The organism is Algoriphagus sp. oki45, from assembly GCF_036245605.1.
Taxonomy (GTDB): domain Bacteria; phylum Bacteroidota; class Bacteroidia; order Cytophagales; family Cyclobacteriaceae; genus Algoriphagus.
Window position 1 is genome coordinate 245,638 of record NZ_BTPC01000004.1, and the last position, 13,761, is coordinate 259,398.

The 13,761-nt window shown below is 41.1% G+C and carries 12 protein-coding genes; 8 read left to right on the forward strand and 4 right to left on the reverse strand.

Going from position 1 to position 13,761, the window contains the following annotated elements:
• Positions 1-91 precede the first annotated feature (91 nt).
• From AAA942_RS17060 to AAA942_RS17075, 4 genes are all read right to left on the reverse strand, one after another.
• Entirely contained in the window at positions 92-691 is a 600-nt protein-coding gene (locus AAA942_RS17060; RefSeq protein ID WP_338221509.1) for a helix-turn-helix domain-containing protein, read from the reverse strand.
• Between the two features lie 710 nt (positions 692-1,401).
• Positions 1,402-2,406 carry a DUF6515 family protein gene (locus tag AAA942_RS17065; RefSeq protein ID WP_338221510.1) on the reverse strand — a complete coding sequence of 335 codons (1,005 nt, stop codon included), beginning with the start codon at positions 2,404-2,406 and terminating at the stop codon, positions 1,402-1,404.
• A 5-nt stretch (positions 2,407-2,411) separates the two neighbouring features.
• The gene (locus tag AAA942_RS17070) at positions 2,412-3,140 is read right to left on the reverse strand and encodes a DUF2092 domain-containing protein (RefSeq protein WP_338221511.1); all 729 of its coding nucleotides are present in this window, start codon (positions 3,138-3,140) and stop codon (positions 2,412-2,414) included.
• An 800-nt stretch (positions 3,141-3,940) separates the two neighbouring features.
• Positions 3,941-5,341, reverse strand: a complete 1,401-nt coding sequence (locus AAA942_RS17075) for a sugar porter family MFS transporter (RefSeq protein WP_338221512.1) — start codon at positions 5,339-5,341, stop codon at positions 3,941-3,943.
• Between the two features lie 388 nt (positions 5,342-5,729).
• Between AAA942_RS17075 and AAA942_RS17080 the strand changes: the two genes are divergently transcribed.
• From AAA942_RS17080 to AAA942_RS17115, 8 genes are all read left to right on the forward strand, one after another.
• Positions 5,730-7,295, forward strand: a complete 1,566-nt coding sequence (locus AAA942_RS17080; RefSeq protein ID WP_338221513.1) for an arylsulfatase — start codon at positions 5,730-5,732, stop codon at positions 7,293-7,295.
• A gap of 51 nt (positions 7,296-7,346) precedes the next feature.
• Positions 7,347-8,369: an HAD family hydrolase gene (locus AAA942_RS17085; RefSeq protein WP_338221514.1), complete on the forward strand. Its 1,023-nt coding sequence runs from the start codon at positions 7,347-7,349 to the stop codon at positions 8,367-8,369.
• A gap of 1 nt (position 8,370) precedes the next feature.
• On the forward strand, positions 8,371-8,913 hold the full coding sequence (locus AAA942_RS17090; RefSeq protein WP_338221515.1) for an outer membrane beta-barrel protein: 543 nt from the start codon (positions 8,371-8,373) through the stop codon (positions 8,911-8,913).
• A 204-nt stretch (positions 8,914-9,117) separates the two neighbouring features.
• A complete protein-coding gene (locus AAA942_RS17095) occupies positions 9,118-10,278 on the forward strand; it encodes a helix-turn-helix domain-containing protein (protein ID WP_338221516.1) in 1,161 nt (386 codons plus the stop codon).
• Positions 10,279-10,312: 34 nt separating this feature from the next.
• Complete coding sequence (locus AAA942_RS17100) at positions 10,313-10,861, forward strand: TetR/AcrR family transcriptional regulator (protein WP_338221517.1); 549 nt, start codon at positions 10,313-10,315, stop codon at positions 10,859-10,861.
• A gap of 372 nt (positions 10,862-11,233) precedes the next feature.
• Positions 11,234-12,289, forward strand: a complete 1,056-nt coding sequence (locus AAA942_RS17105) for a hypothetical protein (RefSeq protein ID WP_338221518.1) — start codon at positions 11,234-11,236, stop codon at positions 12,287-12,289.
• A 116-nt stretch (positions 12,290-12,405) separates the two neighbouring features.
• Positions 12,406-13,014, forward strand: coding sequence for an outer membrane beta-barrel protein (locus AAA942_RS17110; RefSeq protein ID WP_338221519.1), 609 nt, complete (start codon positions 12,406-12,408; stop codon positions 13,012-13,014).
• A gap of 8 nt (positions 13,015-13,022) precedes the next feature.
• Entirely contained in the window at positions 13,023-13,676 is a 654-nt protein-coding gene (locus AAA942_RS17115) for a porin family protein (RefSeq protein ID WP_338221520.1), read from the forward strand.
• Positions 13,677-13,761 lie beyond the last annotated feature (85 nt).

The following is a 13,761-nucleotide window of genomic DNA, read 5'->3' on the forward strand; positions in this document are numbered from 1 at the left end:
ATTGGATAAGAAGTAAATTACCCAATTACTAGTGCCTATGCGCTCCCATCAGGATTCAAAAAGTAATCATTTCAAAAATCCGAACAGAAATTCAAGATTTTTGACTTTTTAGACTTCTGAGGTAATTCCCCGGGGTATTCCCAGTTTGCTTTTTAAAAGAATTGATCAATGTCGTTCTAGAGCTAAACCCACATTGTTGGGAAAGAGAATCCAAGGTATATTTTTCACCTTCTCCACTTTCTATCAACTGAATGAAAAAATTTACTCGGTAAATATTTAGCCAAGAATTAAAATTCGTTTTGGCTATCCCATTGATGATGGTGGAAATTTTATAGGCAGGGATATCCGTTTCCTGCGCGAGCATATGAATCGTAAATCCAATCTGTTGGAAGGATTTATTTGATAAAATATGCTTCTCTAAGTTTTGGTAAATTTTTATTTCATCTTCTTGAATCCCTTCGGTGACATCATCCCTCTTTTTGTTGGAATCAATGGTATCATTTACAATTTTAATCTTCTCTAATTCTCCCTTATAATCCCAGATATAGCCGTACAAAAGAGAGGGATAAAAGAACAAGCTCAGGGAGATTAAAATGAGCACCATTGCTAAAGTGACTGTAATAAAATATACAGTATATACCTGTAATTTAACTACCAAATTAAATACAGCAGGAACCAAAAGAAGAATCACAAAAATCCCCCAGATCAGAACCAAAAACTGAAAGAAAGACTTTTCACGTCTTGAGCTCTTGAGGAATTCTGATTTATAATTCCAAAGAATTTTTCCGATCAAAATCAAAAAAGAAGTCCCCCATAAAGTCCTGAAGACAAAATGGAATTTTTCAATCCCAAAAAGGCCCTCATCTGCCTTAAATAAGGCTTCACTATTGCTCACTTTTCCTGAAAAGATTTGGATTTTCTCTTGGGAGTCTAAAACAAAAAAAGTTGAGAAATCTATTAGATAAACTAATGAGGGGAGAAAAAACAACCAATATTCAGGTTTCCATTTTTTTTCTCCGGTAATAGCTCCTTTGTAAAACAAATAGAGAAAAGGGAAAATCAAATAGGTAGGAATATGTCCTGTTCTGATGAGGTAAGGAAATTCTAAAATTTTCCCAGTCCCATTGAAATAGGATATCAATAAAACGTATCCGAGAAAGATTACCGTAATTCCCAGATACTTATTGAGGCTTTTTCTCGAAGCTGGAAAAAAGAGCAACAAGCAACTTGTCAGAACACCAAAGAATACCCCTGCGAATACTAAAAACTCCATTTTATCTCTAAAACCCTCAAGTTAGGAAAGGCTTTGGAAATTATACTAGAAAAAATTGGTCTTTACCCTATAACTAAAAAGAAAACCCGAAGTCTCCTCCGGGTTTACTTAGGTTGGCGGTAATATTCTTAATCCTCCTCCTCTACCTGCACAATCTCATACATATTCTTTCCATCTACTTCTACGGGCATATAATAGGTGTCTCCGTATTTCACAAAGGTTTGATCACCTACTTTTACTTCTTCAGCTCCTTCAGGAAGGGCTGAAACTACAGAACCTGCCGGAGGTGGCACCACGGTGTAGGTTCCATCTTTTTGTTCATAGAAGGTACCCCCATAGTAGTAATTATTGACTGTTGGACTCACTTCTACCACTTCCGATTCTTTTGGAATTACGGTAACATTCGCGCCCTGAGGGGCTTCTACCACCACATAGCCATCAGTTTCTTTGACATAAAAAACACCTTCATCGTAGTGATAATCCTGATTATCCACCGAAACCACAATGGCAGTCACTGCCAATGTCGCTACGAAAAAGCCCCATGGATGCCATACTGGTCCCCAATAGAAAGGAACAAATGGATGATAGTAATAGGGTCGATACCAAGAAAAACCAAATCCTCCCCACATGTATGGAGGTCTTGGATAAGGACGATAGGGAGGTCTGTAGGCAACGTTTCGATTGTTTCTGACATTGACATTGGTACGCCGGCTATTGTCTACATTAATATTGACGTCTCCTCTGCTTTTGTCAACATTGACCCGATTGTTTGATCCTCTATCACCGGTATTGATGTTGTTGGTTCTATTGCCTGAATTATTGCCTTTCAGTGTACCAACTTTACTTTCAGGCTTGGAAGGCCTAGTGACTCGATTGGATCCTCCATTCAAAGATTCCTTATTGGTAGGTCGAGAGGTAGGTCTTGCCTGACTTGTCGTCGGTCTGGATTGGGTAGGTCGGCTAGCCGGTCTGGCTTGAGTAGGACGTGAAGTCGTAGGTCTCGAGGCAGCAGGTCTTGCTCCTCCTCCACCTCTTCCGGCAAATCGCTGAGCGAGTCCCTGCTCTGCAATCGAAAAAACCATCAGAAATATTAAGCCAATGGCAAGTGAAAATTTTTTATTCAAGGTCTTCATAATCTTCAGTCTTTTTTAGTCCAAATAATTTGACGGGAATTCGGAGGAGGCATAAATTCAAAAATTGACTCGGGATAGCTTTGATTGATTTGCCATTCTTCAAATGTCACTTCCAATTGACGGGCATAAGGCTCCTCCAAATAGGTAATCACGACCCGCTTGGGTCTCATCACCAAATCCTGAGAAACCCAAATCTGAAAAGTCATGGAAGAATTGGCACCACCTATATGGAGGTATTTTTCCCCATTCACTTCAGTCTTTCCCAAAAACTCAATATAATCCATACTCTCCATCAGATTGGCTGTGAAATCAGGGTAAAGAAAATCAGCGACGACCAACTCAATCCCAAAATCTTCACTGACCTGATCCAGCATGTCCAAAGTATTGGCCGGGGCCTCTGCTGCTGCATACGTATTGTCTTCTAATGAGTAATAGACCATTTGTTTGCCATCATACAGATAGAATTGATCCTTGCCGTTATGAGAGACTTTTGCCAACAAGCGGTCAGGGCCCTGAAAAATGTATTCTCCGGATTTGTAGTCTTTGATTAAATAATCCTTGCTAAAGGCTACATCTTGGGAGGTTTGAGTTTTAAACTTGAGGGATTTCAATTCCCCGATAGTCTGACTCATCTTGTCCAAAATCGCAAGGGCAGTAGAGTCATGATAGGTTTCCTGAGCCTCAGCAAGGAGAAAACTCAGAAAAGCTAAAGTGAAAAGAAGTGTTTTTTTCATAGAACAAGGTTTTGGTAAAAATCAAAATTCGCTTGGAGATCAGATTAGCATTTAGATGTCAAGCTGTCTGAATTTACCAAATGTTGGCAAATGAAAAAAATGACTGGATTTTTTGCCTTAGGTATTAACCAATCTCTTTAAATGATTATCCACAGTGATACCACATGACAAATTAAATTAGTAGATAGGGATACCCATGTTTAGTAGCCTAAGATCCAAAGGATCGACACAATTCATAACCCCCAGTGTAGCCGGGGGCAAAGTCAGAATAGTAGAAAATGAACCCTGAAGGGGTGAATGGTCGAAGTTTCACCCCTCCAGGGCTCAACGAAGGGAAATTTTCAATGGCTGCCCTACACTTCGTACAGGGTCATGAATGGTTTGGCTCCTTCGGAGCTACTTAAAAATTCTGTGAAATTCTCAATCTCAAAATCTTAATCTGTAGTTACTTTAGTGCTGGTACAATTGCGGATATACATTCTCTTTTAATATCAAACTTTCCGACCTTCCACTTTTAAAACCACAAAAGGACTTGGAGAATTGCTCTAGGAAAAACCGAAATAAAATATCGAGAGTTTCGTCACTGCGAGCCTGTCTGCCAACGAGGCAGGGAGGAACGACAGCCTGTCCGCCTAGGTGGAAAGCAGTCTTTTAACTTCTAATGAGATTGCTTCGCGACTCGACTGATTTCATCTCACCTTTAGATTTTCAAGTGTCACTCGCAATGACGCAATATCGGTCATCGGTCATCCAACTTCCTAACTCACTCCAATGCTCCCAAACTGCCTACCGCCTACTAATCATCCTAACTCCCGGTCCAATTCCTCCAAGGATTTCCCCTTAGTCTCAGGGAGTACCTTCCAAAGTACCAGAAAACCCAAGGCACAAATCGCCCCATAGAGCCAGAAATTATTGGCCCAACCTAGGTTTTCTTTGATTGCAGGGAAGAAATAGGTCAGCGTGAAGTTGCCTACCCAATGGGCCAAAGCACCAATAGAGATAGCTGCTCCCCTAACCCGATTGGGAAAGATTTCCGACAGCAACACCCATAACAAGGGTGCTAAAGAAATGGAATAAAACATCACATTCGCCAAGACCAGGACCACAACTATTCCTCCTCCCAACTCTGCAAAAAAAGAGTACCCAATTCCCAAATAAAGCAAGCTCATCGCTCCTAAGCAGGTCAAAAGAATGGACTTTCTGCCGTACTTATCTACTGTCGCCAAAGTGACAAAAACCGAAAGAACCATTACACCTCCTATCACCACGATATTGAGCATCATCTGCTTTAGGGTAAAACCGGCTGCCTGAAAAATATCCGCGGCATAATAAATGACCACATTGATTCCACTCCACTGCTGAAGAAAGGCCAGAAAGATTCCTAATGCCAAAAGCTTTATAATCTTTGGCTGGAACAAAGCACGTAGATTGATTTGGGATTCATCGCCTCTAGAGAGGGTATCCAAAGTCTCCCGAATGGAATCCTCGGCATAAGTAGCTCCACCCAGCTTGGTCAATACGGTCCTAGCTCGCTCCACTTCACCATTTTTGATCAGCCATCGGGTACTCTCTGGGACAAAAAACATCAGAATGAAAAACAAAGCAGCGGGAATCACTTCCGCTCCAAACATCCATCGCCAGCCTTCCTGCCCGCTCCAGCTCGCCGCGATCTGATCAAAAGAAGCTCCCTCTACCAACCCGGTATCCAAAAGGGAAATCTGCCAATTGACTACTTGGGCGAGAAGCACCCCAAACATGATCAAAAGCTGATTGATGGTCACCATTCGGCCACGCTTCTCCGCAGGAGACATTTCCGAGATATAGAGCGGAGAAAGATTGAGTGCTATTCCCATAGCCGCTCCTCCCAAAATCCGATACAGGTTAAACCCAAAGAAACTTTCAGTCAGGGCTGTTCCGACGGCAGACAGAGAGAAAAGAAAACCAGCAGCGATCAATAATCTCTTTCTACCCAATCGGTCGCTCAGGAATATACATCCCGCTGCCCCGACCATACAGCCTACCAAAGCTGAACTCGTCGCCCAGCCTTGATCAGCCGCAGAAGTAATGTCAAAAAAAGGTTCATAAAAAGGCTTGGCACCCCCGATGACCACCCAATCGTATCCAAACAAAAAGCCTCCCAGGGCAGCAGTCAAAGTGATCAACCAAAGATAGGTCGGACGATAAGTAGAGGTTTGGTCCATGCGAATACAAGAAATAGAAAGTCAAAAAATAAGGGAAATTCTGAGCAATCCAATCCTGCTTTTATCCTTAGGAATTTTGGAAGGAATGTAATTTAAATCAAATCAATTAAATGAAGATCAAGTAAAATATCATGAATTAGGTGGGGAATTATCGCCCTTGGTATTCGGAATAACTGCTCGGTCTTTGGAAAAAAAATTAAAATAATATTTTAAGAATCGAAGTATAACACTTAATTTCTGGGCAAGTTTTGTCAATATCAGCGAAATAATGACAGGTAAAACGCTTGGATTACCGCTCATCAGTTGGTCTGGACTTTTAAAATTGTCAGTTTTAGTTTCTGAATATTTTCTTTAATCAATTTCAAGTACAACAGTAAAAACCCTTTCTATGAAAAAACCGATTTTTCTATTAACCCTTTTTTCTCTGGCGGTCCTGACTCTGCAGGCTCAAGAGAAGAAACCTAACATTCTGGTCATCTGGGGAGATGACATAGGCACTTGGAACATCAGCCACAACAATCGGGGCATGATGGGCTATATGACTCCGAATATCGATCGTATCGCAAAAGAAGGAGCCGGATTTACCGATTATTATGGTCAGCAGTCTTGTACTGCCGGAAGAGCCGCCTTTTTGGGAGGAAATGTTCCTGTCAGAACGGGCATGACCAAGGTAGGTATGCCTGGTGCTTTGGAAGGATGGCAAAAGTCTGATGTGACCATTGCCACTGTTATGAAAAGCTTGGGATATGCTACCGGACAATTTGGTAAAAACCACCAAGGAGACCGGGACGAGCACTTGCCTACCATGCACGGATTCGATGAGTTTTTTGGAAACCTATACCACCTCAATGCAGAAGAGGAGCCTGAAAACGAAGATTATCCTACAGGTATGATCTTGGCAGACGGCACCAAATTCGAGGACAGATATGGTCCAAGAGGAGTCATCCACAGCTGGGCTGATGGGAAAGGGGGACAAAAAATTGAAGATACCGGTGCTTTAACTAAAAAGCGTATGGAGACCATCGACGAAGAAACCCTCGCTGCTGCCAAAGAACACATCAAAAAACAAGTAGCGGATGGCAAGCCTTTCTTTACTTGGTGGAATGCCACCCGTATGCACTTCCGAACTCACGTAAAAGAAGAAAACCGGGGAATTTCCGGTCAGGATGAATACAGTGACGGGATGGTAGAGCATGACCGTATGGTAGGTGAATTACTGGATCTTTTGGACGAACTGGGAATCGCAGACAATACCATCGTATTTTACTCTACTGACAACGGTCCACACTACAATACCTGGCCGGATGCAGGAACAACACCATTCCATGGAGAGAAAAACTCCAGCTGGGAAGGTGCATTCCGTGTGCCGGCATTTGTAAGATGGCCCGGTAAAATCCCTGCGGGTGTAACTTACAACGGCATCGTATCTCATGAGGACTGGCTTCCGACTTTTGCAGCCGTGGGTGGTGATCCAGATATCAAATCAAAAATCATGAAGGGAGTTACACTCAACGGTAGATCCTATAAAAACTACATCGATGGGGTCAATCAATTGGATTACCTTACCGGGAAAGTAAAGGAATCTCCTCGAAGAGGATTTATCTATGTAAACGATGCAGGTTCTATAGCTGCCTTGAGATATGCAGATTGGAAAGCCATGTTTTTGGAAAACAGAGCTGACCAACTTCAGATTTGGCTGGAACCTTTTGTGGAATTGAGAGCCCCATACCTGATTCACCTCAGAAGAGACCCGTTTGAAAAAGCGCTCTATGGCTCCAATACCTACTATGACTGGTATATTGATCGAGCTTATATCTTGGTCTCTATTCAGGGCTATGCATTCAACTTCCTGTCTACCTTCAAAGACTATCCTCCTAGCCAAACTGCCGGAGATTGGAGTCTTGGTAAGGTGGAAAAACAAATTGAAAACATGGTCAAAGGCCAAAATCAATAAAAACCTAGAGAGCCATGGCAATTTTCCCATGGCTCTTTTTTTTACTCAGCTATGAAAAAGATTTCGCTTACAGCCCTTATCATTTCCTTCCTTTTCCTAACTCTTCACTCCTGTCAAACCTCGGTAAATACGGAATATACCGAAGAGGTCATCAGCCAAAAAATATATTTAGAATCATGGAATGAAGGCAGTTCTAAGTCTGCAATTGAAGACTTTGTAAGGAAAACCACCACAGAAAACAGTCCTGACTTTATCCCGGAAAAAGACAGAATTGCTGTTTTTGACAATGACGGCAATCTTTGGGGCGAACAGCCCTTTTATTTCCAATTGGCTTATGCTTTAGACTATGTAAAAAAGGAGGCTCCAAATCATCCAGATTGGGCAAAAGACCCCATACTCAAAGCAGCCATAGATGGGGATGTGATGGCAGTAATGGCCGGTGGTGAAAAAGCTTTGATAGATGTCGTCATGAAATCTCATGCTGGAATGACTGAGGATCAGTTTTCTGCTGCAGTAAAAGACTGGCTCAGTACATCCAAGCATCCGGACACAGGTAGGCCCTACAACCGGATGATTTACCAACCCATGCTGGAGCTTTTGGAATACCTCAGAGCCCATGGATACAAAACTTTCATTGTCTCAGGCGGAGGAATCGATTTTCTTCGAGTTTGGGCTGAGGAGGCTTATGGAATCCCTCCCTACCAAGTAGTGGGATCATCGATCAAAGCAAAGTATGAAGAAGTAGACGGGAAATTTCAAGTGTTGAAAATCCCGGAATTAAACTTTATCGATGACAAAGCCGGAAAACCTATTGGAATACATCAGCATTTGGGAGTAAAACCGGTAATTGCAAGTGGAAATTCGGACGGTGACTTTCAGATGCTGGAATACACTACCAATCAACCAGGCGCCAGACTTGGTATTATTCTTCATCATACGGATTCAGTGAGAGAATATGCTTACGACAGCCTTTCTCATATCGGCAATCTCAAAAGAGGACTTTTGGAAGGGCCGGGAAGAGGTTGGGTCATAATCGACATGGCTAAGGACTGGTCAACAATTTATCCAAATTGAGATGAAGAATGTCTTGATTTTTATACTGGGCTTTTTGGTCTCTGCATCTGCTTTTGCCCAAGAAGAGGAAGAAGAAAAGGAAGAATTCGCTCCCCAAATCCGGGTGGCTTTAATCACTGCCAATTCTCATGTACCGAAAGCTTTTGAAGGGGATAAAAAAGTAGCCATCATCCCCGCTTGGGGGTTTGATGTGGATTACTATTTCCACTCTCGCTGGTCAGTGGCTTTGCAAGCTGACCTCAAGCTGCAAAGCTTTGAGGTGGAAGATGAAGGGGCATTTTTGGAAAGAAACTATCCATTTTCTTTGGCACCTGTGGTCCATTATCATTTAAAAAGGCATTGGTCATTCTATGCAGGTCCAGGTTGGGAATTCGAGAAAAATGAAAACCTTTACTTTTGGAAAATCGGCTCAGAATACAGCTTTGAGATGAGTGAGACTTTTGAAATTGCCCTCAGTATAGCCTACGAGAACAAGCAGGAAATCTATGATTCTTGGACTTTTGGAATAGCTTTCAATAAGCGGATTTGGAAAAAATCTGAATAAGTCGACTTCAAGAATTCAAAACTTTAAAGGATAAAATACTGCTTTTGACTGCATTTTATATTACTCCTTGATTTTCAGATCGCTAAATATTTTTTCTAAATAATATTCCCTCTTTAATCCCTTCCAAAAAAACATAATTCTTTTCTTTTTTGGAGTTCAATCCAAATCCTAAGTAATTTCAGTCCAAAGAGGAATGGAAGACTTATGGAATTTGTACTTAGCGTAAAGGATTTAGTCTACCTGAGCGCTATCCTTTTGGGTTTTGTGACGAGTATCATACTCATTTTATTTTCCCTTCGAAAAAGAAGAACCAACCTCCTAATAGGCCTCTCTTTCTTCACCCTTTCCTATGCAATCGCCTTGGCATTTCTGATTAGTTCGGGTTACCATGCCTTATTGCCTTCCCTTTACAGAACAGGGAATATTGCTGCTTTGAGCTCTATGCCTCTTTTTTATCTATACATATTTAAAGAGACCAAAAATGAAGGATTTAGGCTAATAGACCTGATTCACTTCCTGCCTATGATTATTTACCTGATTGATTTTTTTCCGATTTTGTTTTTTACTTCAATGGAAGAAAAAACCCGGCTGATCCTATCAGAAATTGATAATCCTGCGGTTTTCGTCTATTTCAATCAAAGCCGGATCTTCCCCCCCAATTTTTACACTTTGGGAAGGACCTTTCTGATTATGGTCTATTGGGTATTCTCCTTAAGGCTACTGCACAAAGAACAGAAACTGGTAAGCCTTGGAAAGTCTCACCTTAGTAAAGAGTGGGTAATTTGGGTTAAGACTTATGTATATGGGGTCACTATCCTATTTCTTCCCTTTTTTGCTTTGTATAGCATCTCCAATTCCCAACTTTCATATGATTTGATTCACTTTACAGGTGCATTATTTATCCTCGGCAATTCGATTATTATTTTATTTTTCCCAAAAGTTCTTTACGGAATCCAGGAAGAAAAAGCCTCTGAAAAAATCAAGGAAAATGGAAACTTGGAACCCCTATCCGGCTCCAAAGCGAAAGAAATAGAGGAAAAGATGAAGGAAGTAATGGAGGTGTCCAAAAAATTTCTCGAACAGGGATACAATATCAACGACATGGCAAGGGACGCGGGAATTCCTGCCTACTTGCTCACCCAATATATCAATAGAAATCTTGGAGTTAGCTTTTCCGAACTGATCAATCGGAAGAGAATCGAGGAATGTTGTGATAAAATTTCAAGAGGGGATCACAAACTGATGACTTTGGAGGGATTGGCCATGGAATGCGGATTTAACAATAGAAATTCCTTTATCACCTCCTTCAAAAAATATAAAGGCACTACTCCTTCGCAGTATTTGAAAGATCTTCAGGAAAATTAAAACCTCCTTCCTTCCTCATCGAAATAATGATTCTATGCGACCAAAAAAACCAGCTTTCAGTAAATGGGTGAATGCTGGGTATGAACTTTTTTGCAAAGAAGGGCAGGAAGGAATTCAGATAGAAAGACTTGCCAGGATTACTTCACTAAATAAATCCGGCTTTTATCATTATTTCTATGATCTGGATGGCTTTTTTGAAGCACTTATGTCAGAGCATGAAAACCGAATGGACCAAATTGCTGCACAACTTTTTCAACTGGAAAACTATGACCCTGATTTTCTAAAATTGATTGCGCAGAATAAGTCCGTCTTTTTCTTTCATATCCAACTGGTCAAAAACAAGCAAAATTCACTATTCAAAGCCACCCACACGAAGACCAATGCTAAACTTGACAAACAGGCCCAAATTCTTTTTGCCAAAGATTTAGGCTTGAATGAAGAAGCCTCCTCCAAATACCATGATATGGTCAGAGACTTGTTCTTTACCCGTGCGGAATTCTATAATCTTACTTATGAATTTCTCCACCAGCTCTTTCTTGAAATCAAAGAAACAGCGAGGCTTCTGCAAAGAGGAAAAAATTAAGCTCGACGTATTTTATTAGATTACTTTCACCAATTCAAGAAATATTGGCAGACTAAACGAGACCGTTTAATTGATCTCTGAAGAGAACTCTATTTTTGTGTAATTAATCTTCCACCATGATCGAATATAATATCTAACTTCAATCAGAATAAACAGAGAAATTCCAACAAATAAATAGAATACAAATTTTCGACGCTTAAGACTTTGATTTTTCTAGTTGTGAACGGTCATAAAAAATTAAAAATTCGAGGAAATGAGCTGATGATTGCAGACCTTATTCTCCGGATAAAAGGGAACTTTCAAGGTATGCAAAATGATAAGAACTAGTTTTATTCAGGGGATTTACATCAACACTATTTAAAATATCGACACATGAAACCGATTCCATGGATTAATTTTTTATTGATTTTTATTTTTTCCTCACTCCTATCAACACACTCAAAAGGACAGGGAGCCCAAAAGGTTTTCAATCCTATCTACGAGGACTATTTCGACAGTCTCCGGCAAATGGATTATCCTTACGTATTTCCGATCTTGGGAGCGAAAGCTGCCAAAGCCGGATATGATTTACCTTTTGCTTACGGGATCAGCGGTATCTATTTCACCCAAAGACAGGAAATTTCGATTGATCAAATCCTCATCGGATTTAATGACAGTGAAATGGCCGATCTTAGCAGCCTGATCAAATTTGGTCCCACCATAGCCACTACTAATGCATACACGGTCAGGCCGGACCTTTGGGTATTGCCCTTTTTGAATGTGTACGGTATCCTTGGCGGAGGTACGACCCAAACAGACGTCAATCTCGTTTCCCCGGTCAATTTTCAGACTTCCCAGAGATTTTCTGTGTCCAGCTTTGGACTTGGAGCTACACTCACCGGAGCCTTTGGCCCTGTATGGGTAGCCTGGGACAATAATTACAATTTTGCGGATGTGGAAGTAGTAGTTGAGCCTGTCCCGGCCTTCAACTCCAGTCTCAGATTAGGTCACACCGTTCCCTCATTTACAAAACCGGAAAGAAACCTGTCAGTATGGGTGGGTACTTTCTACCAGTCTATCCAAAATGATACAGAGGGCTCCATATCAGTAGAAGAAATTTTTCCGGGATTGGGAGACGGGAACGTGATTGAAAGACTCAATGATTGGGCAGAAACCTTGCCTCCTGCACAAAAAGTAATCGTCAAACAGATTATAGATAAGCTGGAAGACGTGGCCAATGGAATAGATCCAGGCGAGGCAATGATCAATTACAAGCTCGAAAAAAGAGTGTCCGCACCCTTTAACATGATTTTAGGAGCTCAATATCAATTTGACAAAAACTGGATGCTCCGAACAGAAATGGGGGTATTTGGGAAAAGAAGCCAATTTTTGCTCAACTTAAATTATCGCTTTCCAGGTTTCAAAAAAGTGAAAAATCCAGATAAATGACTCTTATGAAAAATTCAAAGTCCTCGATTCTTATCGGGTTTATTTTGTTGTGTTTGACCTTACCTTCGACGCCTGGAAGGGGCCAAGTGATTCTTAGCTTAATTTTTGGAGACGAATTGAATTCGGAAAAAAATCTATTTGGCATCCATTTAAGTGGTGCGACCAATCATTTTTCGAATTTTCAAGACACCCAAGATCTCAGAGCATTCAATTTAGGGCTGTTTTTCACGCACAAATTCAATGAGAAATACATGCTCAACTTTGATTTGCTCGCTAAATATCAAAGAGGAGTAAAAGGGATCCCGTTTTACGATTCCGGAAATGAGGACATTAATGGAATCTTTGAAGGGAAAACCGGTGCCCGAAGGATCAATTATCTGAGTATTCCGGTATCTTTTCGGTATTTGGCCTCGGAAAGGCTGTTTTTTGAGGCTGGCCCACAGATTTCAATGAGGACAAAGGCTTGGGATGTTTTTGAAACTGAAATAGCTGATGATCCTATCGAATACCGACATGACATCAGAGATCAGGTCAGTAGATTTGATTTGGGATATTTGGCAGGCATTGGCTTAATGATCGGGAAAGACAAAATCAACGCACTGGGAATCCGACATCAGAAGGGATTCACTGACGCACTGAATGAGCAGGAAGGAAGTCAAAAGCACAGTCAATGGTCTATTTATGCTAACTTACCCATTGGAAGAGGTAAAATGAAAACTAAATAAATACTACTATGAAAAAAATTACGATTCTCATTATCATGGTATTGACGTTTCAGTTGGGATTCGCCCAAGAAGTCAGACTCAACACCTATGCAGGCTATGTTTTTGATGACGGCGTAGACAGCTATTTTTCCTCAAGCAGCTACTATGAAGGCACCATTAAGGGAGGTTTTCAATGGGGTGCTGGATTGGAATACAAACTACCCAATGGCAAAGGAATTGAGCTTCAGTATTTGAGACAAGACACGCAGGCTCCGATGGTTTACCAAGATGGAGGCATTCTAGGTGGTCAATTACAGCGCACCACATTTGATTTGGCAAACAACTGGATTATGATTAATGGAAGCAACTACTTCCAAGTCAATGACAAAGTGGAGCCTTATTTCGGAGCTGGAATCGGGATGGTGATTTCAAATGTCGATAATCCAGATAATGGCAGATCTCAAAACTTCACCAAATTCGCTTGGGCTCTACGGGGAGGATCCAATTTCTGGCTAGCTGAAAAAATCGGAATCAAGCTACAAGCATCACTTATGTCTGCAGTACAAGGAGCGGGCGGAGGATTCTATTTCGGCACTGGTGGAGTTGGTACAGGAGTTTCCACCTACTCTACTATATTCCAATTTGGATTTCAAGGTGGATTGGTTTTCAGGTTTGCAAATTAACCCTAGAATCTGTTTTCTTGAAAAATCCCAAACATTACCAATGGTGTAGTAGAAAATCAAACATTTATCCTCCTCGGGTTTATTA